The following is a 21,221-nucleotide window of genomic DNA, read 5'->3' as shown; positions in this document are numbered from 1 at the left end:
TTACGGGGCGGCGTTCATCAGGTCCAGGGCGCTCTGCTGGCGGGCGGCGTCGAGCTTGTCGACCGGTCCGGCCCAGCGCAGGCCGTAGAGGTCGAGCGGGGTGCGGTCGGCGGCGTACGCGGCGTCGGCCTGGCGGCGCAGGTAGGCCGTGTAGGGGTGGTCGGGCAGGGCGTTGTTGAGGGCGGCCAGGCCGCGCACGTACGCCCCCTTGAACGAGGGCCCGTCCGCGCCACAGTCGCCACCCTCGCACGGGTCGCGCAGGATGCCGTTGACGTGCAGCTGTCCTGTCGTGGTCGACGCGTCGGCGAGCCGCCGCGCGGTGGCCAGCAGGCTCGCGTCGCCGGTGGCCCGGTGCAGTTCGACCAGCCCGCCCAGCGGCACACCCTGGTTGTACGACCACACCGGCTGGCCGTTGTTGCGACAGGTGGACAGGTTGACCCCGTCGTTGATCAGCGAGGACGCGTTGATCATGCCGGTGCCCTGGAACCAGGTCCACGTCGCCCGCGCCCGGTTCAGATACACCGCGTCGCCCGCGATCCGGTTGTGCAGGGCGGCGTTGACGTGCAGGTAGAGGCCGTTGGCGATGGCGTTCTTCGCGGTCCGGGCGGTGCTCCACCAGACCCCGCCGCCGCAGACCCCGTCCCAGTACGCCGCCATGTGATCGGCCGCGACGCGGGCCGTGCTCAGGTAACGGGCCTCGCCGGTGAGGTCGTACGCGGCGATCCAGGCCAGCGCCCACCAGCCGGTGTCGTCGATGTACTCGTTGCGGAAGCTGCCCTGGTACGCCCCCAGGTTGAGGTCGTAGGTCCGTCCGATCGCGTACCGGTAGCTGCCCATGCCGGTGACCCGGACGTTGTCGATGAGCGCGGTCAGCGCGTTGGCCGTGTTCCACCAGCCGGTGGTGTCGAACCGGCCGGTGGACAGGTTGTAGGAGGTCATCAGCCCGGTGGCCGCGGCGGTGCGCCGGTTGCCGGCGTTCCAGGTGGTGCGGGCCCAGGTCGTGCAGGCGATCTCGGGACGGTCGCCCGCCTTGCCGCAGGCGCGCAGCGCGCCGACGCCGAGCCCGGCCCAGTCGTCCACGTTGAACATCGGGGTGCGCCAGCCGCGCTGGCCCGCCGGGACGGCGCTGTCGCCGAGCAGGCCGGTCCAGGTGCGGCCGCCGTTGAAGGAGCGGTCGAGCCAGACCCGGTCACCGGCGTTGCCGTTGGCGATGCTCGCCCAGCCCATCGCGTCGGCGTCGTCGAAGTGCAGCACGATCTGCCTGCCCCAGACCCCGGCGCTGAGGGGTGCGCGGTCGCCCGGGGACAGGGCCGGGTCGCGCCCGTCGCAGTAGCGGTTGCAGATCGGGGCCGCCACGGCGGCGCTCGCCATCGGCCCGGTGACCAGGCCCGCGACGGCGAGCCCGGCGGCCAGGAGACGTACCGGTAGTCGCATGTGAACCTCCTGCTCAGGGGAAACCCGGGATGCAGGAGAGCGCTCTCACTGAGCACTCATGTAACAGGAGGTTTACAGTTTCGTCAACGTCGATGGAATGCCAACCACGGGTCAGACCGCGGCCAGCGTCTCCAGCACCCCTTCGCCGTACTTGGCCAGCTTGTTCTCGCCGACCCCGCTGATCCCGCGCAGCTTGCCCAGCGAGTCCGGGGCCTGCGCGGCGATCTCACGCAGCGTCGCGTCGTGGAAGATCACGTACGCCGGCACGCTCTGCTCCTTCGCGGTCGCCGCACGCCAGGCGCGCAGCGCCTCGAACCGGGGCACCGCGTCGGCCGGCAGCTCCGCCACCGCCGCGGCGGCCGAGGCCTTGCGCGACGAGCCCGACGAGCGGGACGCGCGCTCCGGCTCGCGGCGCATCATCACCTCGCGGCGGCGGCCCAGCACGTCGGCGCTCGCGTCGGTCAGCGCCAGCGTGCCGTGCTCGCCCTGCACCGCCAGCAGTCCCTGCGCCAGCAGCTGGCGCACCACGCCGCGCCACTCGGACTCCTGCAGCTCGGTGCCGATGCCGAAGACGGTCAGCTCCTCGTGGCGGTGCTGCGCCACCTTGTCGGTCTTGCGGCCGAGCAGGATGTCGATCGACTGACCGGCGCCGAAGCGCTGGTTGCGCTCGCGCTGCAGCCGCAGCACGGTGGACAGCAGCTTCTGCGCGGGCACCGTGCCGTCCCAGGACTCCGGCGGGACCAGGCAGGTGTCGCAGTTGCCGCACGAGTCGCTGGGCTGCCCGAAGTAGGCCAGCAGCTGCACCCGGCGGCACTGCACCGTCTCGCACAGCGCCAGCATCGCGTCCAGGTGCACGGCCAGCCCGCGCCGGTAGGCCGCGTCCCCGGCCGACCCCTCGATCATCTTGCGCTGCTGCACGACGTCCTGCAGCCCGTATGCCAGCCAGGCCGTCGACGGCAGCCCGTCGCGGCCCGCGCGGCCGGTCTCCTGGTAGTAGCCCTCGACCGACTTCGGCAGGTCCAGGTGCGCGACGAAGCGCACGTCCGGCTTGTCGATGCCCATGCCGAACGCGATGGTGGCCACCATGACCATCCCGTCCTCGCGCAGGAAGCGGGACTGGTTGGCGGCACGCGTGGCCGCGTCGAGCCCGGCGTGGTAGGGCAGCGCGTCGATGCCCTGCTGCACCAGGAACTCGGCGGTCTTCTCCACCGACGCCCGGGACAGGCAGTAGATGATGCCCGCGTCGCCGGGGTGCTCGGTGCGCAGCAGCTCCAGCAGCTGCTTCTTCGGGTCGTTCTTCGGCACGATGCGGTACTGGATGTTGGGCCGGTCGAAGCTGGAGACGAACAGGCGTGCCTGCGTCAGCTGCAGGCGCTGCGCGATCTCGGTGCGGGTGGCGGTGGTCGCGGTGGCGGTCAGCGCGATGCGCGGCACGTCCGGCCAGCGCTCGTGCAGCACGGACAGGGCCAGGTAGTCGGGCCGGAAGTCGTGGCCCCACTGCGACACGCAGTGCGCCTCGTCGATGGCGAACAGCGAGATCTTGCCGCGCTCCAGCAGCCGCAGCGCCGCGCCGGAGGCGAGCCCTTCCGGGGCGAGGTAGAGCAGGTCCAGCTCGCCCGCGACGAACTGCGCCTCGACCACCCGCCGCTCGTCGAGATCCAGGGTCGAGTTGAGGAAGCCCGCCTTCACGCCCAACGCGGTGAGCGCGTCGACCTGGTCCTGCATCAGCGCGATCAGCGGCGAGATCACCACCCCGACACCGGGCCGCACCAGGGCCGGGATCTGGTAGCACAGCGACTTGCCGCCGCCGGTCGGCATGAGCACCAGGGCGTCGCCGCCGCCGATCACATGGTCGATGATCTCCTGCTGCTCGCCGCGGAACGAGTCATAGCCGAAGATCCTGCTCAACACCTGCGAAGCATCCTGCACCCGTCGATCCTATGGACCGCCCCCGACGGCATGCATGCCGGTGCGACGACGGCAACACGACCAGGGGCGCGTCACTCACACGCGGGTCACCCGCCGGACGCGCTCCGCTGCGTCACCAGCGCGGCCGTCACCCGGGCGATCACGTCGTACGGGACCGGCTCGCGCAGCGGGAACCGCAGCGTGCCCTTGGCCGCCCGGTACGGCGCGACGACCTCCTCGAACGCCGCGTCGCCGTCGGGCACCGGATACACCGAGACGTGGTGCTTCCAGCCGGCGAAGTAAACGAGATACCGGCCGTCCAGGGTGATGGTGGGGATCCCGTAACTGATGCTCTGCCCGGCCTGCGCGGGCGCGGCGGCCAGGATCGTCCGCCGGACCTGCTGCAGCACGTCCTGCACCTCAGCGGGGAAGGAGTCGATGTAGTCGTCGATCGTGGTGAACCGAGCCGCCATTCACTCATCATCGCGCCTGCGGCCCGCATCCGGCAGCCCGGTGCGAGCGGCGCGGAACAGTGGACCGCCGTGCGGGCAGTCATGAGTATGTTGCACCTCATGGCCGAGCCGCGTCGAAGCCTCCCCGACGTGGCAGACCTCTTCGACTCCCACGGTGCGGAACTGCTGCGCTACTGCACCGGCCGGGTCGGCCCGACGGTCGCGGAGGACGTCGTGGCCGACACGTTCCTCATCGCGCACCAGCGCCGGCACCGGCTCGCCGACGGCCCGGCGCGGGCCTGGCTCTACGGCATCGCCAGCAACCTGCTGCGCCGACACCGGCGCAGCGAGACCCGGGCGCTGCGAGCGCTGGCCCGGACGGGCCGCGACCTCGACCTGACCGACATCGCCGACGGCGCCGCCGCCCGCGCGGACGCGTCGGCGCTGACCCGGCGGCTGGCCGCGGTGCTCGCCGCGCTGCCCGCCCGCCAGCGCGACGTGCTGCTGCTGTACGCGGTCGCGGAGCTCGGCTACGAGGAGATCGCCCGCACCCTGGACATCCCCCTCGGCTCGGTCCAGTCGGCGCTGCACCGCGCGCGGGTGAAACTGCGCGCCGCCCTCGCCGCGGACCCCGCCGCCCACGCATCCCCCGACGGAGGCTCCCGATGACCGACGATCCCGATCTGCGCAGCGTGCGCGAATTCCACCAGCGGCGGCCGGGGGCGGCACCGGGCGCGCTCGACCGGGTGCGCCGCCGCGTGCAGACGGCGACGGCCGCACCGCACGCACCCCGCCTCCTCCCCCGCTGGGCGGCGCCCGCCGCAGCCGCGGCCGTGGTGGCCGCCGTGGTCGGCGGAGTGGCACTGCTGGGCGCCGTCGACCGCGGAACTCCGCAGCCGGGCGGGCCGACCGGCGTACCCGCGCGCTCTGCGAACACCGCGCCGGAGGGCGCCGACCCGCTGTGGCTGAAGTACGGCGCGGCGGTTCCGGTCCCCACGGTCTTCGCCCAGCTCGACCAGGCGGCAGCCGGTGCCGCCCTGGCCGCGCCGCGCCCGGGTGAGCTGTTGTGCTCACACGCCACCGTGCTCACTCGGCCGGGTCCCTCCCCCGCGCCCGGCAGCGCACCGGCGACGGCCCAGGCGCAGGTGCACTGCTTCGAGCCCGAAGGGCTGCTCGAAGTGCCCGCGCCGGACCCCGCCGAGGTCAAGGGGCAGTCCGCCGCCGAGCGGCTCGCCGCCGCGCGGGACGGTTTCGCCGCGGCCGGACCCGGCTGGGGCTATCCGACCGCGGCCTGGCTGGCCACCCTGCCCACCGACCCGGACCTGCTGCTCGCCGGCTTCCGAGCGGGCACCCGTAGCCCGGCCGAGATCGACGATCTCACCCGCTGGCAGCAGTACGGGCGCTTCCTGGCCCGGGTCGACCCGCTGCTGCCCGCCGCCCAGCGCGCCGCCTTCCACCGGCTGCTGGGCAGGCTCGACGGCCTCACCGCCGCCGAGGCCTTCACCGTGTCCGGCAAGCGGCTCTACGCGGTACGCCTGACCAGCGGCACGATCGCCGACGAGCTGCTGTTCGAGCCGAACACGGGACGGCTGGCCGGGCACGTCGAGCTGACCGGCCCCGCGCCGGTGAACAGCCTGACCGCGTCGCCGGGCCCCGGGGTGGGCGAGCCGGTGCCGGTCAGGCAGGAACTGTGGAAATACGTGTCGCAGCCCGCGGCGACCTGGGCCGTCCCCTCCGCCACCGCACGGCGGTAGCGCCCCGGCCCGGGCCGCACCCACGGGTCGGCGACACGGTGCGAGGACGCCGACACGTGGGGTTCCGCCCGGTAACGAAAGGAGCAACCGCTCGCCCACCAAGTGACAGCCATCTATAGCCAGTCTAGACTGCGTGGATCTCTCTACTCCGGTTGCACCCTCCAGACTGGAGCGGCCATGAACCTAGAGATCCGGCATCTCAGAGTGGTCTGCGCGATCGCGGACACGGGCAGCGTGACCAAGGCGGCCTCGCTGCTCGGGCTGGCCCAGCCCGCGGTCACCGCGCAGTTGCAGCGCATCGAGCGCGCGCTGGGCGGCCCGCTGTTCGAGCGCGGCCGCCACGGGGCCACCCCGACCGCCCTGGGCGAGCTGGTGCTCGCCCGCGCCCGGGTGGTGCTGCCCGCGATGCGCGGCCTGCAGGAGGACGCGGCACAGCTCTCCGGCACCCGCGTCCGGCCGAACCAGTGGCGCATCGGCGCGGTCAACGGCCCGATCCTGGGCGGCCTGATGTCCCGGCTGGCCGCGGACAAGGACGGCGTGGAGGTGCTCACCCACCCGTCGCACTGGGCCGATCAGCTCTGCGAGCTGGCCGTCGCCGGCAAGCTCGACTTCTGCATCGTCGGCGTGTGCGGCGACACCGTGCCGGGCGCCCCGGAGGACGGGCTGATCTGGCGGGAGATCGCGATCGACGCCATCTTCGTGATGCTGCCCGAGCACCATGCGCTGGCGCAGCGATGGGAGATCGACCTGGCCGAGCTGGCCGACGCGCAGTGGGCCAGCATGCCGGGCGACGGCTGCTTCGGCGACTGCTTCGCCGCGGCCTGCGCGCGGGCCGGGTTCACCCCGCGCACCATGTACGAGATGGACATCGGCAACGCCGTCGACGCGGTGCTGTCGGGGCACGCGGTCGGCCTGTGCAAGGCGACCTTCCGCCGCGTGGACGGCATCGCCACGGTGCCGCTGGCCGGCGGGCCGCTGCGGTGGCGACACCTGCTCGGCTGGCATCCGCGCAGCGAGGCCGCCGGATACGCCGACGTCATGCTCGCCCACGCCGCGGCGGCGTACGCCGAATCGGCCGCCCGCAACCCGCACTACCTCGAATGGGGCAAGGCCAACCCGCAGTTCGGCCCCCGGGTTTCCATCGCATCGCGGTAGGACCCAAGCGATATCTACCCCTGCCTATATATACCGCATAGCTTCCCAGCATGAACCGCAGACTCCTCTTCGCTTCGGCGGCGGCCACCCTCACCCTGGGGATCACCGTCGCACTGACGTATCCGGCCGCGGCGGGACAAGGTCCCGCCGCGGCAGCCGACGCCGCCACCGCGGCGGGCATCTCGCCCCAGGTCCTCCAGGCGCTGGCCCGTGACCTCAAACTCGACCCCGCGGGCGTGCAGGCCCGGCTCGCCGACGAGCAGAAGGCCGGCAAGGCCGAGCTGACCCTGCGCAAGTCCCTCGGCGCGACCTATGGCGGCGGCTGGCTGTCGGCCGACGCGAAGACCTTCACCGTCGGCGTGACCAGCCAGGCGCAGGCGGACAAGGTGCGCGCCGCCGGCGCGACCCCGAAGCTGGTCGCCCGCAGCCTCGACCAGCTCGACGCGGTCAAGGCCCGGCTCGACGCGAACGCGGCCAAGGCCCCCAAGGCAGTGCCCGGCTGGTACGTCGACGTGACCGCCAACCAGGTCGTGGTGCTCGCCAAGTCGGGTGCCGACGCGGCCGCCTTCGTCAAGCAGAGCGGGGCCGACGCCGCCGCCGTGCGCGTCGAGGCGACCGCCGAGACCCCGGTGCCGTTCATCGACGTCATCGGCGGCAACGCGTACTACATCGGCAGCGGCAGCCGCTGCTCGGTCGGCTTCCCGGTCAGCGGCGGCTTCGTCACCGCCGGCCACTGTGGCACCACCGGGTCCACCACGACTCAGCCGAGCGGCACGTTCCGCGGCTCCAGCTTCCCCGGCAACGACTACGCCTGGGTGCAGGTGGCCGCCGGCAACACCCCGCGCGGCCTGGTCAACAACTACGCGGGCGGCACCGTGACGGTGTCCGGCTCGACCGAGGCCGCCGTCGGCGCGTCGGTCTGCCGGTCCGGCTCGACCACCGGCTGGCACTGCGGCACCATCCAGGCCCGCAACTCCTCGGTCACCTACCCGCAGGGCACCGTCAACGGCCTGATCCGCACCAACGTCTGCGCCGAGCCCGGCGACTCCGGCGGCTCGCTCATCGCCGGCAACCAGGCCCAGGGCGTCACCTCGGGCGGATCCGGCAACTGCTCGTCGGGCGGCACCACCTACTTCCAGCCGGTCAACGAGATCCTGTCGGCGTACAGCCTGACCCTCATGACCGGCGGCGGCACCCCGCCGTCGTCGCCGCCGCCCGGCGGCAGCGGCTGCACCGGCTACGAGTTCTCCCGCAGCGGCTCGCTGTCCAGCGGCGGCAGTGCCTACCAGCCGGACAACAGCTACTACCAGTCCACCGCCTCCGGCACGCACCGCGGCTGCGTGGCCGGTCCGTCCGGCACGGACTTCGACCTCTACCTGCAGAAGTGGAACGGCTCGGCGTGGGCCGTCGTGGCCCAGGGCGACACCCCGTCCAACGCGGAGACGCTGACCTACTCGGGCACCGCCGGCTACTACCGGTACCGGGTGCACGCGTACAGCGGTTCGGGCTCGTACGCGCTCGGCTTCACCAACCCGTGACGGCCGCCTGACCCCGCAAACGCCGAAGCCCGGTTCCTGGCCAGGAACCGGGCTTCGGTCTTTTCGTAGCGGGGGCCAGATTTGAACTGACGACCTCTGGGTTATGAGCCCAGCGAGCTACCGAGCTGCTCCACCCCGCGTCGGGTGCTTGCACAGACTATGTCACCGTTGTCGACCGTGTCCAATCGGTTAACCGCCCACATTCATGGACACCATCCTCTTGGCAGGACGGCTTCCACGGTGTTCGATGACTGGCAACAATCCTTCTAGAAAGGAGCCAGTCGATGCGAACCCTCCGCACGGTGGCCGTCACGGCGGCCGTCGCCCTGCTCGGCGCAGCGGTCCCCTACCTGACCGGCACCGCCGCACACGCCGCCGGGCCGGTGCTGCGTGCCACGGTCACCCAGGTCAGCGTGTGGGCCACCGGATACGGCGCGGACGTGACGGTGACCAACACCGGCGACGCCCCCGCCACCGGCTGGACCGTCGCGTTCGACCTGCCCACCGGCACCACGGTCAGCTCGTCGTGGAGTTCGGTCCGCACGCAGAGCGGGCAGCGCTACACCTTCACCAACGTGAGCTGGAACGGCACGGTCAACCCGGGCGCGTCGCAGACCTTCGGCTTCAACGCCGCCGGGCTCGGCACCCCGGTCAACTGCACCGTGAACGGCGGCTCCTGCGCGGGCGGCCCGGCCCCGTCGCCGTCCACCCCGCCGTCCCCGTCGGCTTCGCCGTCGCCGTCCGCGCCCGCCTCACCGTCGCCGTCGCCGTCGGCGCCGTCCTCCCCGCCGCCCACCGGGCCGGTCGTGGACGTGAGCACCGCCGCGCAGTTGAGCAGTGCGCTGAGCAGTGCGAACCCCGGCTCCACCATCCGGCTCGCGGCCGGCACCTATCGCGGGGCGTTCGCCACCACGCGGGCGGGCACGGCCAACGCCCGGATCACGCTGACCGGGCCGCGCACCGCGGTGCTGATCAACGACGGGCCGAGCGGCACCGCGCCGTCCTGCCCCGCGCCCACCGCGGGCTGGGACTCCGGCTACGGGCTGTGGCTGTTCAACGCGCCGTACTGGAACCTCACCGGCTTCACCGTGGCCGAGTCGAAGAAGGGCATCGTGCTCGACAACTCGCACCACGTGACGATCAGCAGCGTGTACGTGCACCACACCGAGGACGAGGGCGTGCACTTCCGCCGCTCCTCGGCCGACGGCGTGATCCGCGACTCGATCGTCGAGTACACCGGCCTGGTGCAGCCCGGCTACGGCGAGGGCGTCTACCTCGGCTCCGCGGGGTCCAACTGGGCCTGCCACGGCAACTCCGGCGGCGTCGACCGCTCCGACCGGGTCCAGGTGCTCAACAACCGCATCGGCCCGTACGTCGCCGCGGAGCACATCGACATCAAGGAGGGCACCTTCGACGGCGTCATCCGCGGCAACACCTTCGACGGGCGCGGCATCTCCGGGCAGAACTCGGCCGACTCCTGGATCGACGCCAAGGGCATCGGCTACCTCATCGAGAACAACACGGGCACGTTCGCCGCGCCGGGCACGTTCGTCAACGGCTACGAGACGCACAATCCCGCGACCACGCCGTCCTTCCTGAACGGCTGCGGCAACGTGTGGCGCGCCAACAGCTCGAACCTGGGCGGGGTCGGCCAGTACGCGATCCGGGTCACCTCGACCTCGAAGTGCGCCGGCAACCTCAACGTGGTGTACGCCTCCAACACCGTCACCAACGCCACCACCGGCCTGACCAACATCGCGGTCACCCCCTGACCCGGTGCACGGCACAGACGCCCGCTCCGCCGTCGCATGGTGGGGCGGGCGTCGTCACGTCAGGCGGCGCGCTCCCGGGTCACGCCGCGGCCCCGGCGCGCCGTCCGGCCTCGCCGTTGCGGACCTGCCGCAGGACCCTCTTGGCCACGCACCCCGGCAGGGACGCGCTCCAGGAGTGGTCACTCGCCCGATAGGCGCTCGGGCTGACCCCGACGATCTCGGTGAAGCGGGTGCTGAACGAGCCCAGCGAGGTGAAGCCGACGGCCATGCAGACGTCGGTCACGCTCAGATCGCCCCGGCGCAGCAGGGCCTGGGCGCGCTCGATCCGGCGGGTCATCAGGTAGCTGTACGGCGTCTCGCCGAAGGCGGCCCGGAAGCTGCGCGAGAAGTGCCCCGGCGACATCAGCGCGGTGCGCGCCAGCGCGGCCACGTCCAGCGGCTGCGCGTAGTCGCGGTCCATCCGGTCGCGGGCCTGCCGCAGCCGGACCAGGTCATCCCTCGTCACTCTGTTCACCCTACCCACATGCAGAAAGACCCGGCTCCATCGGAGCCGGGTCTTTCGTTCGTAGCGGGGACAGGATTTGAACCTGCGACCTCTGGGTTATGAGCCCAGCGAGCTACCGAGCTGCTCCACCCCGCGTCGGTTTCTAAACCATAGCCGGTTGATCGCAGCAGGTGCAAATCGACACGGGGTGAGCGCCGTCTCAGCACTCACCCCGTGTCGTCTCACCGTGTCGTTCAGCCGGTGGTGGCCGGAGAAGGCGAAGGCGAGGGCGGTGGCGCCGAAGGCGAGGCAGCCGGGGGCGGCGTCGTCCCGCTCGCCTGCTCGAACTCCTTCATCGCCGCCTCCAGCGCGGCCAGCGCCTTGCCGTACGCCTCGAAGTTGCCGGACTGCTGCGCGGCCCGCACGTCGTCGATGGCCTTGTTGACCTTCTCGGCGGCGGCGTTCAGGTTCGGCGTGCCGGTCGTCGGTGGCGGCTGCTCGGGCGTGGTCACCGGCGGTGTGCCGGTGGTCGTGCCGACCAGCTGTTTGATGCCGTCGGTGAGGGTGTCCGCGAAGGCCACCTTGTCGCCGTAGCTGACCAGCACCTTCTTCATCAGCGGATACGCCTTCTCCCCGCTGGAGCGCAGGTAGATCGGCTCGACGTAGAGCATGCCGCCGCCGTACGGCAGGGACAGCAGATTGCCCTTGACGACGTTGTTGCCCCAGATGTTGAGCTGTGTTCGCGCCGCATCGAAGTTCTCCATCAACTGCTGCGCCTGGCCCGGTCCGGGGATCCGGCCGTCCTTGCTCAGCTCCAGCACCTGCAGTGTCGGTTTACCGTCGACGTACGACCCGGAGATCAGCGCCGCCAGGTTCTGCCGTTCCCGCGGGGTCACCGCGGCGGTGAGCTGGAAGCGCGCCTCGGTCTGCCCGGGCAGCTGGGTCAGCAGGTAGTACGGCGGCTGCTTGGCCGAGGTGCCGGCGGTGGCCGGGTCGTTGGGCACGGCCCAGAAGTCGGGCGCGTTGAAGAAGTCGTTGGCGTTGTTGACGTGGAACCGGGTGAGCAGGTCGCGCTGCACCTTGAACATGTCCGCCGGGTAGCGGAAGTGCTGCGCCAGCTCCGCCGGGATCTCCGACTTCTTCGTGATCAGCTCGCCGCCGAAGGCGTTGTTCCAGGCCTTCAGGATCGGGTCCTTGTCGTCGAACTCGTAGAGCTTGACGGTGCCGTCGTAGGCGTCGACGGTGGCCTTCACCGAGTTGCGGATGTAGTTGATGTCCTGCCGGGCGAGCCGGAACGTGCCGTCGCCGGTCAGCGAGTCACTGGTCGCGTCCTGCAGGTCGATGCGCTGCGCGTACGGGTAGTTCGCGCTGGTCGTGTAGCCGTCGATGATCCACACGACGCGCCCGCCGACCGCGGCCGGATACGGGTCGCCGTCCAGCGTCAGGAACGGCGCGACCTTCTGCACCCGGGTGCGCGGGTCGCGCTCGTACAGGATCTTCGAGTTGTCGTTGACCGCGTCGGCCAGCAGGAAGTTCGACTCGGCGTACTTGATCGAGTAGAGCAGCCGCCGCCAGGTCGAGCCCAGGTCGACGCCGCCCTGACCGGTGTAGGTGTAGCGGGCGTCGGTGGCCTCGCCGGTGGGCCGGTCGTACTCGGCACTGGTGCCGCCGTCGGGCTTGCCGACGATGGCGTACTCGCCCATCCGCTCGCCGTAGTAGATGCGTGGCTGCTCCACGGGCAGCTTGTCGGTGGACGACGAGCAGCCCTGCTCCGCGCCCTGCGCCTGGCCGGTGAAGAAGCCGGAGACGAAGTACGGCTGGCCGGCGCAGACCGTGGTGTTGGCGGGCGCCGCGACCAGGCCGTAGCCGTGGGTGTAGACGGTGTGCTTGTTGATCCAGTTGCTCTGCGCGGTGGTCAGCTTGCTGTACTCGATCTCGCGCACGCCCACCACGTAGTCGGCGGTCTTGCCGTCGATGGTGTAGCGGTCGATGTCGAGCTTGTCGCCGAACTGGTAGAAGCTGCGCACCTGGGACAGCTGGGTATAGGTCTCGGCGACCACAGCCGGGTCGAGCAGGCGGATGTTCGGCACGATCGTCTTGTCCTGCGCCAGGGACGCGGGCGGCTCGACCGTGTCCGAGGCATACGACGTGGTCGCCGCGGAGTCCAGCCCGTACGCGGCGCGCGTGGCCGCGATGGTGCGGTCGATGTACGGCGCTTCCTTGACGTTGCGGCTCGGGTCCACCTGGAACGTCTGCACGCCCCAGGGGTAGATGCCGCCGATGGCGACCGCGGAGATGGCCAGCAGGCCCAGCGCGACGCCCGGCCACACCAGGTTGCGCATGACCGCGTTCGAGAAGATCAGGATGGCGATGACGACGATCACCGAGATGTAGGTGAGCATCTCCTTGGCCGGCAGCAGCGCCTGGATGTCGGTGTAACCCGCGCCGGTCAGGTCGGTGCCGGAGATGGTGTCCAGCAGCAGCGCCCGGCGGTCCAGCACGTACGCGATCGCCTTGAGGCTCACGAACAGCGCGACCAGGCCGGTCAGGTGGGCCCGCGCGCCGGTGGTCATCCGGTCACCGGCGCCGGACAGCCGCACCCCGCCGTAGAGGTAGTGCACGCCGAGCGCGCCGATCAGCGCCAGCACCGTCACGGTGAAGCCGGTGTTCAGCAGGTACTGCCAGAACGGCAGTTTGAAGATGTAGAAGCCGATGTCGATGCCGAACTGCGGGTCCTTCTGGCCGAACGGCACGGCGTTCTCGAACAGCAGCCACTGCTGCCAGTGCCCCTGCGCGGCGAGCCCGGCGAAGAACGCGACCGCGCCCGCGGCCAGCGTGAACCAGCGCATCAGGTGCGGGCCCAGCAGGTAGCGGTAGCGCTCCAGCGCCTGCTGCTCGACCCCGGTCGGCGGCAGGAACGGGCGCAGCTTGTACGCCAGGTACAGGTTGCCGAACAGGAACGCCCAGATGATCAGGCCGAACACCGCGAACAGACCTATCCGGGTGCCGAGCTGACCGGTGAAGACCTGGGTCGCGCCGAGTTCGTCGAACCAGAGCCACTCGGTCCACGCCTCCACCACCCAGCCCAGGACGGCGAAGAAGACAAGAAGGCCGGTCAGCACGATGAGCCAGGCGCGTCCGCGACGGCTCATGTGCGGCAGTTGGCTTGATCGGTTCACCACGGTGGAAGCCTACGTTGCCGTGCAAGAGCCCGGCACCGATGGACGCCCTCACGGAACCGTGGTGAGTCGTCTGACGTGCGGTTTCGGCGCAGAGCCCGCCTGGACGGGCCCTGCGCCTGGCCGTTTTCTCAGCTGATTAACAGGAAGGCGGCTGCCCGCCGGCACGCACCGTGGCCAGCGCGGCCAGCGCGTCCTGGAGCGTGCCCACCTTGGCCAGCGGCAGTCCGGGCAGCGCGTTGGCCTTGGCTTCCGCGCAGTTCGCGGCAGGGGTGAGGAAGATCTTGGCCCCGGCCGCCTTGGCGCCGTACAGCTTCTGCGGGATGCCGCCGATCGGCCCGACGTTGCCCTCGTCGTCGATGGTGCCGGTGCCCGCGATGACCTTGCCGCCGGTGAGGTCCTCCGGCTTGAGCTTGTCGATGATGCCGAGCGTGAACATCAGACCGGCGCTCGGGCCGGCGATGTCGTCGAGCTTGATGTTCAACGTGAACGGGTGCGGCTGGTCGGTCTTGACCTCGATGCCCACCCGCGGGGTGTCGTCGGTGGCCGACGCCGGCTTGGTGGTCACCTCCACCGTGGTGGGGGTCTTGTCGCGGGTGACGCCGAGCTTCAGGGTGCTGCCGGCGGGCTTGGCCTGGATCAGCTCCAGCAGCTTGCCGTTGGAGGTGACCGCGGCGCCGTCGACGGTGTCGATCACGTCGCCCGGCTTCAGCCGGCCGTCGGACGCGCCGCCCGCGACCACCTTCTCCACCGAGATGCGCACCGGGTAGCCGAGTTCGCGCAGCGCCGCGGTCTCCGCGCTGGACTGCGAGTTCTTGAAGTCCTCCTGGCCCTGCTGGTCGATCTCCTCGCGGCTGGCGTCCGGCGGGTAGAGCAGCTCGTACGGGACGACGGCCTGCTCGTCGGACCACCAGCCCCGGATCACCGAGATCAGGTCGGTCTTCGACTGCACGTTGACGGTGACCAGCCGCAGCTGCCCGTCGGACTTCGTGGCCTTCGCGTCGCCGCCCACCGAGATGACGTCGTGGCAGCTCTCCGAGGCTCCGGGTGCTCCCGGCGTGCAGACTTCGCCCTGGTCGTCGACGGCGGCCAGGGTGTCCACGGTCGGGCCGGCGCTCTCCACCACGTAGGGCACGTCCACCCGCCCGATGGCGATCAGCAGCAGCACGGCCAGGAGTGCGCCCAGCACCACAGTCAACCCGCGACGTCTCATGGCGGCCAGCCTATCCGGGCGGTCCGCGCGCTCGCCGGACCCTGACTTGTCCCCTATCACGGGGTGGGTATGAGTCACTTGGGCTCAACTTCGCGTACGGTGGAGGGCGTGCCTGACACCCCGTTCGGGTTCGCCCTTCCTGGCGGCCAACCACCAGACCCCAACGACCCGCAGCAGATGCAGCAGTTCCTCGCCGGGCTGCAGCAGCTGATGGCGATGAGCTCCAGCGGCGGCGGCCCCGTCAACTGGGACCTCGCCCGGCAGGTCGCCACCACCTCGCTGAACAGCGAGGGCGACCCGGCCGTGACCGCCGCCGACCGCCGCGAGGTCGACGAGGCGCTGCGCCTGGCCGACCTGTGGCTCGACCCGGCCACCTCCCTGCCCAGCGGCGTGCTCACCACCGCCGCGTGGAACCGCAACGAGTGGATCTTCAACACCCTGGACGTCTGGCGCAAGCTGGCCGACCCGGTCGCCGACCGCATGGTCAACGCCATGGGCGACCTGGTGCCGCCGGAGGCCCGCGCCCAGCTCGGCCCGATGGCCGCGATGATCAGCAGCCTGGGCGGCGCGCTGTTCGGCGGCCAGTTCGGCACCGCGCTGGCCAAGCTCGCCGTCGAGGTGCTCTCGGCCGGCGACATCGGCCTGCCTCTCGGCCCGAACGGCACCGCCGCCCTCGTGCCCGCCAACATCCGGGCGTACGGCGAGGGCCTGGAGCTGGACCCGGGCGAGCTGCGCCTGTTCGTGGCCCTGCGCGAGGCCGCCCACCAGCGGCTCTTCGGCCACGTGCCGTGGCTGCGCGGGCACGTGCTGACCGCGGTGGAGGCCTACGCCAACGGCATCCGGGTGGACCGCGAGGCCATCGAGGAGGCGCTCGGCCGGGTCAACCCCGCCGACCCCGAGTCGATGGCCGAGCTGCAGCTCGAAGGCATCTTCACGCCGGACGACAGCCCGCAGCAGCAGGCCGCCCTGCGCCGCCTGGAGACCGTGCTCGCCCTGGTCGAAGGCTGGGTCACGCACGTGGTCGAGCAGGCCGCGGGCAACCGCCTGCCCAACGTCGTACGCCTCTCCGAGACGTTCCGCCGCCGCCGCGCCGCCGGCGGCCCTGCGGAGCAGACGTTCGCCGCGCTCGTCGGCCTGGAGCTGCGGCCACGCCGCCTGCGCGAGGCCGCGGCGCTGTGGGCGGCGCTGACCGAGCACCGCGGGGTGTCCGGCCGTGACGCCCTGTGGGACCACCCGGACCTGCTGCCCGACGACGAGGACTTCGCCGACCCCGCCGCCTACGCGGCCGCCGACGACACCACGGTCCTCGACCTCAGCGGCCTCGACGACCTGCCGAGCCACGACGAGGGCGGCCCCGAACAGCCCAAGGCCGACGAGGACGACCCCAAGCAGGACTGACCCACCTCGCGGACCCGCGTCGCCCCGCGCCCCTGCGGACCCGCCCCGCGCCCCGCGTCTTCAATTGACATTGGCCTATCTGGATGAGTTCGATCCACGAATTCTCATCCAGATAGGCCAATGTCTATGGCCAACCCGGTGCGGGGCACGGCTGAGCGGCAGGGGGCCGCCGACGACCGGGGGCGCGGTGGGGGCGCGGGAGGGGTGGCTACTCGGCGCGGGCGTGTTCGGCGGCGGCGATGCCCTCGAGGTAGCCGCGGGCGCGTTCAGTGCGGGGGTAGCGGCCGACCAGGGCCCAGAAGCGGGCGTTGTGGCTGGGCACGATCAGGTGCACCAGCTCGTGGAGCAGCACGTAGTCACTGACCCAGGACGGCATCTCGCGCACCCGCTCGGACAGCCGGATGGTGCGGTCGGCGGGGGTGCAGGAACCCCAGCGGCCGTTCTGGTTGCCCACCCAGCGCACGGACGCGGGCACCGCGACGGCGCCGAACTCGGGCAGGTAGCGGCAGGCGAGATGGCGGGCGCGGGCTTCCAGGTCGGCGTCGTTGCGCTGGCTGCGCTGATCGCGGGCGGCCAGCCGGGCGAGCATCTTGCCGACCCACTCGCTCTCCTCGGCCCGGGAGAACTGGCTGGGGATGAGTACCACAACCCGCTCCCCCTCGCGGTAGGCGGACACCGTCCGTCGCCGACGCTCACTGCGCCGGACCTCTACCACGGGTTTGCGTGCGGCGGCCATTAGCGACCGGCGCAGACCAGGGGGCACCCGGGGGTAACCAGGGGGGTGTTACTCACGGGATGGACGCTAGCGGCCGGGTGCCAGGGGGGCGCAAGAGTCAATCTTGTGATCATCGCCAGATTTGCCGGGATAGTTGGCCTTCGCCAAGAAAATTCTTCTGACCGTGACCCGCACCACTGGTTCGCATATGGGACAAAACTCAATGCGCGGACGACTATGAGAAAAAGCCTCATTTTCTGCAAGCGTGATGACTCCGGCGTGTCCCGCGTAACCTGACTACTCAGATCGATTCGGGCAGGCAGACTTCGACCGTCACAGCGCAAGCCGCCGGGACGAGTCACCGTGGATCATGAGGAGGAACCGTGGCCGAAGAGAAGTACAACGGCTACTGCGTGAAGTGCAAGGAAAAGCGCGATTTCACCGGCAAGGTGGAAATTTCCAAGACTGGCATGCGGATGGCCAAGGGGCCCTGCCCCGTCTGCGGTACGACCGTTAACCGCATTCTCGGCAAGGCCTGAGGAACAACGCGAGACAGGAGCCCGCAGACACTGCGGGCTCCTGTCGCTTTCCCGACAATCTTCCCCAAGATCTGTGGATAACCCAGGTCAGGGCTGTGGAAAACCTCTTGATCACGGGGGACGGGCTGTGGATAACCGCAGCCGACCGCCCTCGGGCACTGGCACCCTCACGGCTGTGAGCCGATCCCCGATGTCCCGCCCGGCCCTGCTGCCGGGGCTGCGCCCGATGTGGCGCGACCGTCACACCGTCCAGCTGGGCACCGACCCCGAGCACGCGGTCGTGCTGGAACTGGCGCACAGGTCGGCGGGCCGGCTGCTCGAACTGCTCGACGGCTCCCGCACCGAACGTGTCCTGCTGGCCGAGATGGGGCGGCTCGGCATGCGCGCCGACGACGTGCGTGAGGTGCTCGCCGCGTTGACCGAAAAGGGGCTGGTCCTGCCGGCGCACGCGCTGATGCCCGCGGCACTGCCGGCGCAGCACCGTGCGCGGCTCGCCGACGAGGCGGCCGCGCTCGCCCTGCGCCGCACGGAGAGCGTCGGCACCCCGGCCCGGGTGCTGCGACGGCGGGCGGCCGCCCGGGTGATCATCGCGGGTGCCGGGCCGTCGACCCGGCTGGTCGCCACCGCGCTGCTGGACGCCGGGGTGGGCAAGGTGGGCCTGGTCGCCGCGCCCGGGGAGGCGGCGACGGTGAGCGGTCCGGCCGGCGACCCGGCACAGGGGGCCCGCACGGGCACCCTGCGCGCCACCGACGCGACGTTCCGGGTGCAGGTGGGCTATGCCGTGTCCACCCGCGGAACGCGCCGCAGGGTGCCCCACCTGGCGCTGACCGTACGCGACGGGGTCGCCGTGGTCGGGCCGCTCGTGCCCGTCACCGGCGGGCCCTGCCTGCACTGCCTCGATCTGCACCGCACCGACCGCGACCCGTCCTGGCCCCGGCTGGTGGCCCAGCTCGCCCAGGTGGCAGCGGGGGGCGACCCGTGCCCGGCGGCGACCCGGCTCACCGCTGCCGGTTTCGCCGCCGCCGAGGTGCTGGCCTACCTCGACGGGGGCGAGCCCACCACGATCGGCACGACTGTCGAGATCAACGGTGTGCTGCCCTGGCGACGGCGCACCTGGTCACCTCACCCGTCCTGCGACTGCGCCCGGCGGCGGCGCGGCTGACATTCTCCACAGGGTCTTCACCTGGCGGAACGGGCTGAAATCCAGGGAGTCGGCAACAATGGCACGGTGACCGACATCCCGCGCCGTGCCGTCTCCCGCACCGCCAAGCTGGCATCTCTTCCCCTGGGCTTCGCCGGCCGGACCGTGCTCGGGTTCGGCAAGCGGGTCACCGGCATCGCCACCGACGTGATCTCCGCCGAGATCCAGGAGCGTACGGCCGAGCAGCTGTTCAGCGTGCTGGGTCAGCTCAAGGGCGGCGCGATGAAGCTCGGCCAGGCGCTGAGCGTGTTCGAGGCGGCCCTGCCCGACGCGCTGGCGGAGCCCTACCGCGAGGCGCTGACCAAGCTCCAGGAGGCGGCTCCGCCGCTGCCCGCGGCCACCGTGCACAAGGTGCTGGCGGAGCAGCTGGGCAGCGACTGGCGCAGCCTGTTCCGCGAGTTCGACGACGTGCCCGCCGCCGCGGCCAGCATCGGCCAGGTGCACAAAGCCGTGTGGAAGGTGCCCCGCAAGCGCACCGGCATCCCGGTCGCCGTGAAGATCCAGTACCCGGGGGCGGGCGACGCGCTGATCGCCGACCTGACCCAGCTGTCCCGACTGGCCGGGCTGTTCAAGGTGATCCAGCCCGGGCTGGACGTCAAGCCGCTGGTCACCGAGCTGCGCGCGCGGGTCGTCGAGGAGCTGGACTACGAGCTGGAGGCGGCCAGCCAGCGCGCCTTCGCGGCGGCGTACGCGGCCGACGAGGAGATCCTCGTGCCGCAGGTGCTGGCCGCCGCCCCACGGGTGCTGGTCACCGAGTGGGTGGAGGGCATCCCGCTGTCGAAGATCATCGGCTCCGGCACGGTGGCCCAGCGCGATCGGGCCGGCGCGCTGATGGCCACGCTGCACTTCTCCGCGCCCGCGCGGGCCGGGCTCCTGCACGCCGACCCGCACCCGGGCAACTACCGGCTGCTGCCCGACGACCGGCTCGCCGTCATCGACTTCGGCGCGGTCGCCCGCCTGCCCCAGGGCCTGCCGGAGCCGGTCGGCCGGATCACCCGGCTCGCCCTGGCCGGCCGGGCCGACGAGGTGCTCAAGGGGCTGCAGGGCGAGGGCTTCGTGCGCGCGAACGCCGACATCGACGCGCAGGCGGTGCTGGACTACGTACGGCCCATGCTGGAACCGCTGGCCGCCGACGAGTTCCGCTTCACCCGGGCCTGGCTGCGCGAGGAGGCGGCCCGGCTGGCCAGCCCGCGCAGCCCGGCGTACGCGCTGGGTCGGCAGCTGAACCTGCCGCCGTCGTACCTGATGATCCACCGGGTGACGCTGGGCTCCATCGGCGTGCTGTGCCAGCTGGAAGCCAAGGCGCACTACCGCGCCATCCTGGAGCGCTGGCTCCCCGGCTTCGCCGAACCGACCGATTGACCTGTGGAAACACGAATGCCCGCCGGAACACCGGCGGGCATTCGTATTGATTCACTTATCGCTGCGACAGCTCACGTGCACGCCGACGCGCGGCGACCATGATCTGACGGGCGGAACGGGAAGCCTCAGAGGGGATGTTCTGAGGCTCAAGCATTCGAGCCCGACTCATGGCTTCGTGGATAATATAGATGTCGCTGATGGTATTTCTCATTGCTTCTCTCCGATTCGCTGGTAGTGACTTAGCCGGCAGGCGGCTGGATTGGGTGATGCGGAGTTGCTGCTCAGGCAGCGAGCCGGACCGACTCGCGAGCGGTGACCGCGGCGACACGCGCCTCGGTCTCGGCGACCAGGGCCGCCTCGCGAGCGAGGTCGTCCTTACGCGGACGGCCACGCGGACGCTTGCGCGCCACGACCGCACCACGCTCGAAGATCTCGCCGCCCCAGACGCCCCAGGGCTCCTCGCGCTCCAGTGCCCCGGAGAGGCACTCGACCTTGAGCGGGCAGTCGCCGCACAGCGACTTGGCCAGCTCAAGCTCCGCGGGAGCGTCCGAGAACCACAGGTCCGGGTCGAACTTCCGGCAGGGCAGCTCCGCACCCAGCTCGACGCTGAAGTCGAGTACTGGGGCCAACGCCAGACTCATCTTCCGGTCACCTTCCTTTCATCTCGATCTCGTGGATCGCTTTCCATGGGGGTGGAAAAAACTAAGGCCGCGGATCCCGGTGTACGGGTTCCGCGGCCTCGAGGTGAGCCGGTGGTCTGGTTTAGACCTTTGGTTTACCTCGAGGTGGGAGCCCGCTGAATCCATCGAGCTTCATGCCCGAGGACTCCTGGTTCCGGTAGGCCAGGGTGGTGCTGGTGGTGCTGTTCTTCGGCTTGGCGGCGCCGATGGCGGCCACCTTGATCGGGTTCGGGTTCCAGGCCAGCTGACGCAGGACCGGCAGCTGGGCCACCGGCAGACCGGTGACGGTCGCCTGACCCAGTGCGCCCACTGCGCCACGCGTGGCGTGGCCGGCGGGTGCCAATTGCAGGGCGGTCGGCGACACGGTGACCGACTGAGCGCAGGCAGCGGCGAGCGCCGGCACAACAGCGTTCGGGGTGATGAACGTGATCTCCATG

Annotated in this window: 18 protein-coding genes and 2 tRNA genes; 9 read left to right on the top strand and 11 right to left on the bottom strand. The window is 71.2% G+C overall.

Annotation, left to right across the window (positions count from 1 at the left end; genetic code table 11):
• The 3 genes from F9C41_RS23340 to F9C41_RS23330 all read right to left on the bottom strand — a co-directional run bounded on the left by F9C41_RS23340 (nt 1) and on the right by F9C41_RS23330 (nt 3,815).
• A complete protein-coding gene (locus tag F9C41_RS23340; RefSeq protein WP_155388956.1) occupies nt 1-1,434 on the bottom strand; it encodes a glycoside hydrolase family 76 protein in 1,434 nt (477 codons plus the stop codon).
• Between the two features lie 111 nt (nt 1,435-1,545).
• Nucleotides 1,546-3,363 (bottom strand): DNA helicase RecQ, encoded by a 1,818-nt coding sequence (recQ, locus tag F9C41_RS23335; protein ID WP_155388955.1) that lies wholly within the window; start codon nt 3,361-3,363, stop codon nt 1,546-1,548.
• Nucleotides 3,364-3,449: 86 nt separating this feature from the next.
• The gene (locus F9C41_RS23330; RefSeq protein ID WP_155388954.1) at nt 3,450-3,815 is read right to left on the bottom strand and encodes an iron chaperone; all 366 of its coding nucleotides are present in this window, start codon (nt 3,813-3,815) and stop codon (nt 3,450-3,452) included.
• A gap of 99 nt (nt 3,816-3,914) precedes the next feature.
• Between F9C41_RS23330 and F9C41_RS23325 the strand changes: the two genes are divergently transcribed.
• The 4 genes from F9C41_RS23325 (at nt 3,915) to F9C41_RS23310 (ending at nt 8,241) form a co-directional block, all read left to right on the top strand.
• Nucleotides 3,915-4,463: an RNA polymerase sigma factor gene (locus F9C41_RS23325; protein WP_230689917.1), complete on the top strand. Its 549-nt coding sequence runs from the start codon at nt 3,915-3,917 to the stop codon at nt 4,461-4,463.
• The gene (locus F9C41_RS23320; RefSeq protein ID WP_155388952.1) at nt 4,460-5,548 is read left to right on the top strand and encodes a hypothetical protein; all 1,089 of its coding nucleotides are present in this window, start codon (nt 4,460-4,462) and stop codon (nt 5,546-5,548) included. Before F9C41_RS23325 ends, F9C41_RS23320 begins: the two co-directional genes overlap by 4 nt.
• A 177-nt stretch (nt 5,549-5,725) precedes the next feature.
• A complete protein-coding gene (locus F9C41_RS23315) occupies nt 5,726-6,703 on the top strand; it encodes a LysR family transcriptional regulator (protein WP_155388951.1) in 978 nt (325 codons plus the stop codon).
• Nucleotides 6,704-6,753: 50 nt separating this feature from the next.
• Nucleotides 6,754-8,241, top strand: a complete 1,488-nt coding sequence (locus tag F9C41_RS23310) for a S1 family peptidase (protein ID WP_155388950.1) — start codon at nt 6,754-6,756, stop codon at nt 8,239-8,241.
• A 66-nt stretch (nt 8,242-8,307) separates the two neighbouring features.
• Here the strand turns inward: F9C41_RS23310 and F9C41_RS23305 are convergent.
• Nucleotides 8,308-8,381: transfer RNA gene (locus F9C41_RS23305), tRNA-Met, on the bottom strand.
• 144 nt (nt 8,382-8,525) lie between these two features.
• Between F9C41_RS23305 and F9C41_RS23300 the strand changes: the two genes are divergently transcribed.
• Entirely contained in the window at nt 8,526-10,013 is a 1,488-nt protein-coding gene (locus F9C41_RS23300; protein ID WP_155388949.1) for a cellulose binding domain-containing protein, read from the top strand.
• Nucleotides 10,014-10,092: 79 nt separating this feature from the next.
• On the opposite strand, the gene F9C41_RS23295 is transcribed toward F9C41_RS23300, so the two are convergent.
• From F9C41_RS23295 to F9C41_RS23280, 4 genes are all read right to left on the bottom strand, one after another.
• Complete coding sequence (locus tag F9C41_RS23295) at nt 10,093-10,473, bottom strand: helix-turn-helix transcriptional regulator (protein WP_196279911.1); 381 nt, start codon at nt 10,471-10,473, stop codon at nt 10,093-10,095.
• A 106-nt stretch (nt 10,474-10,579) separates the two neighbouring features.
• Nucleotides 10,580-10,653 (bottom strand) — tRNA-Met (locus F9C41_RS23290).
• Nucleotides 10,654-10,751: 98 nt separating this feature from the next.
• Nucleotides 10,752-13,649: a UPF0182 family membrane protein gene (locus tag F9C41_RS23285; protein WP_155388947.1), complete on the bottom strand. Its 2,898-nt coding sequence runs from the start codon at nt 13,647-13,649 to the stop codon at nt 10,752-10,754.
• Between the two features lie 166 nt (nt 13,650-13,815).
• Nucleotides 13,816-14,889: a YlbL family protein gene (locus tag F9C41_RS23280; protein WP_155388946.1), complete on the bottom strand. Its 1,074-nt coding sequence runs from the start codon at nt 14,887-14,889 to the stop codon at nt 13,816-13,818.
• Between the two features lie 108 nt (nt 14,890-14,997).
• Between F9C41_RS23280 and F9C41_RS23275 the strand changes: the two genes are divergently transcribed.
• Nucleotides 14,998-16,287: a zinc-dependent metalloprotease gene (locus F9C41_RS23275; protein ID WP_196279908.1), complete on the top strand. Its 1,290-nt coding sequence runs from the start codon at nt 14,998-15,000 to the stop codon at nt 16,285-16,287.
• Between the two features lie 208 nt (nt 16,288-16,495).
• Here F9C41_RS23275 and F9C41_RS23270 read toward each other — a convergent pair whose 3' ends face one another.
• Nucleotides 16,496-17,023 (bottom strand): M48 metallopeptidase family protein, encoded by a 528-nt coding sequence (locus tag F9C41_RS23270; protein ID WP_155388944.1) that lies wholly within the window; start codon nt 17,021-17,023, stop codon nt 16,496-16,498.
• 362 nt (nt 17,024-17,385) lie between these two features.
• Here F9C41_RS23270 and F9C41_RS40785 point away from each other — a divergent pair, with 362 nt between their 5' ends.
• The 3 genes from F9C41_RS40785 (at nt 17,386) to F9C41_RS23260 (ending at nt 20,104) form a co-directional block, all read left to right on the top strand.
• Nucleotides 17,386-17,541, top strand: coding sequence for a DUF5679 domain-containing protein (locus tag F9C41_RS40785; protein ID WP_166381884.1), 156 nt, complete (start codon nt 17,386-17,388; stop codon nt 17,539-17,541).
• Between the two features lie 175 nt (nt 17,542-17,716).
• A complete protein-coding gene (locus F9C41_RS23265; RefSeq protein WP_155388943.1) occupies nt 17,717-18,703 on the top strand; it encodes a hypothetical protein in 987 nt (328 codons plus the stop codon).
• 66 nt (nt 18,704-18,769) lie between these two features.
• The gene (locus F9C41_RS23260) at nt 18,770-20,104 is read left to right on the top strand and encodes an ABC1 kinase family protein (protein ID WP_155388942.1); all 1,335 of its coding nucleotides are present in this window, start codon (nt 18,770-18,772) and stop codon (nt 20,102-20,104) included.
• Nucleotides 20,105-20,385: 281 nt separating this feature from the next.
• On the opposite strand, the gene F9C41_RS23255 is transcribed toward F9C41_RS23260, so the two are convergent.
• Together F9C41_RS23255 and F9C41_RS23250 are read right to left on the bottom strand one after the other, a co-directional pair.
• The gene (locus F9C41_RS23255; RefSeq protein WP_155388941.1) at nt 20,386-20,745 is read right to left on the bottom strand and encodes a WhiB family transcriptional regulator; all 360 of its coding nucleotides are present in this window, start codon (nt 20,743-20,745) and stop codon (nt 20,386-20,388) included.
• Nucleotides 20,746-20,866: 121 nt separating this feature from the next.
• A complete protein-coding gene (locus F9C41_RS23250; protein WP_155388940.1) occupies nt 20,867-21,220 on the bottom strand; it encodes a hypothetical protein in 354 nt (117 codons plus the stop codon).
• Nucleotide 21,221: the final 1 nt, after the last annotated feature.

It is taken from the genome of Catellatospora paridis (assembly GCF_009720365.1).
In the GTDB taxonomy this organism is placed as follows: Bacteria; Actinomycetota; Actinomycetes; order Mycobacteriales; family Micromonosporaceae; genus Catellatospora; species Catellatospora paridis.
This window is presented reverse-complemented; position numbering and strand designations above follow the sequence as displayed.

What these genes read in the sequence shown, in the direction of transcription:
- F9C41_RS23340 (WP_155388956.1), bottom strand. Translation starts at nt 1,434, where the DNA reads ATGCGACTACCGGTACGTCTCCTGGCCGCCGGGCTCGCCGTCGCGGGC.
- F9C41_RS23330 (WP_155388954.1), bottom strand. Translation starts at nt 3,815, where the DNA reads ATGGCGGCTCGGTTCACCACGATCGACGACTACATCGACTCCTTCCCC.
- F9C41_RS23325 (WP_230689917.1), top strand. Translation starts at nt 3,915, where the DNA reads ATGGCCGAGCCGCGTCGAAGCCTCCCCGACGTGGCAGACCTCTTCGAC.
- F9C41_RS23320 (WP_155388952.1), top strand. Translation starts at nt 4,460, where the DNA reads ATGACCGACGATCCCGATCTGCGCAGCGTGCGCGAATTCCACCAGCGG.
- F9C41_RS23315 (WP_155388951.1), top strand. Translation starts at nt 5,726, where the DNA reads ATGAACCTAGAGATCCGGCATCTCAGAGTGGTCTGCGCGATCGCGGAC.
- F9C41_RS23310 (WP_155388950.1), top strand. Translation starts at nt 6,754, where the DNA reads ATGAACCGCAGACTCCTCTTCGCTTCGGCGGCGGCCACCCTCACCCTG.
- F9C41_RS23300 (WP_155388949.1), top strand. Translation starts at nt 8,526, where the DNA reads ATGCGAACCCTCCGCACGGTGGCCGTCACGGCGGCCGTCGCCCTGCTC.
- F9C41_RS23295 (WP_196279911.1), bottom strand. Translation starts at nt 10,473, where the DNA reads ATGGACCGCGACTACGCGCAGCCGCTGGACGTGGCCGCGCTGGCGCGC.
- F9C41_RS23285 (WP_155388947.1), bottom strand. Translation starts at nt 13,649, where the DNA reads ATGAGCCGTCGCGGACGCGCCTGGCTCATCGTGCTGACCGGCCTTCTT.
- F9C41_RS23280 (WP_155388946.1), bottom strand. Translation starts at nt 14,889, where the DNA reads ATGAGACGTCGCGGGTTGACTGTGGTGCTGGGCGCACTCCTGGCCGTG.
- F9C41_RS23270 (WP_155388944.1), bottom strand. Translation starts at nt 17,023, where the DNA reads ATGGCCGCCGCACGCAAACCCGTGGTAGAGGTCCGGCGCAGTGAGCGT.
- F9C41_RS23255 (WP_155388941.1), bottom strand. Translation starts at nt 20,745, where the DNA reads ATGAGTCTGGCGTTGGCCCCAGTACTCGACTTCAGCGTCGAGCTGGGT.
- F9C41_RS23250 (WP_155388940.1), bottom strand. Translation starts at nt 21,220, where the DNA reads ATGGAGATCACGTTCATCACCCCGAACGCTGTTGTGCCGGCGCTCGCC.